The 465-nt window shown below is 72.9% G+C and carries 1 protein-coding gene; it reads right to left on the reverse strand.

The window, feature by feature from the left end; all coding sequences use genetic code 11:
- On the reverse strand, positions 1-441 hold a 441-nt coding region (locus HW466_RS31390), incomplete at its 3' end, for a copper homeostasis protein CutC (RefSeq protein WP_279610403.1).
- Positions 442-465: the final 24 nt, after the last annotated feature.

A 465-nucleotide genomic window follows, 5' to 3' on the forward strand; every position in this document is an offset into this window, starting at 1 on the left:
GCCGGTGCCGAGGTGGACCGCGCGCACGCCCGTGGCGCGCACGAAATCGCCGATCGAATCGACCGTGAGGCCGGCGCCGGCCAGCACTTCGCAGCCTTGGCCCGCAGCGCGGCGCGCCAGGCGCGCGATCGTATCGCGGGCGTTGAGCGCGCCGAACACGATGCCCGAGGCACCGGCGGCGATGGCCGCCTGCGTGTCGCGTTCGAGGATCGCGAGTTCCTCGGCGGTGTAGACGAAGCCGCGGCTATGCGGGCGCACGATCACGTTGACGGGAATCGGCACGGCCCGCGCCACCGCCTCGATCAGGCCGATGCTCGGCGTCAGGCCGCCTTCGGCCAGCCCGGTGACGAGTTCGATGCGGTCGGCGCCGGCGCGCGCGGCGGTCTGCGCGTCGGACAGCGTGGTGGCGATGACTTCGAGGAGGATGGACGGAACGGGCATGGGGCGATGGCAGCTTCCGGGGAA

It is taken from the genome of Burkholderia territorii, from assembly GCF_902833055.1.
In the GTDB taxonomy this organism is placed as follows: Bacteria; Pseudomonadota; Gammaproteobacteria; order Burkholderiales; family Burkholderiaceae; genus Burkholderia; species Burkholderia territorii.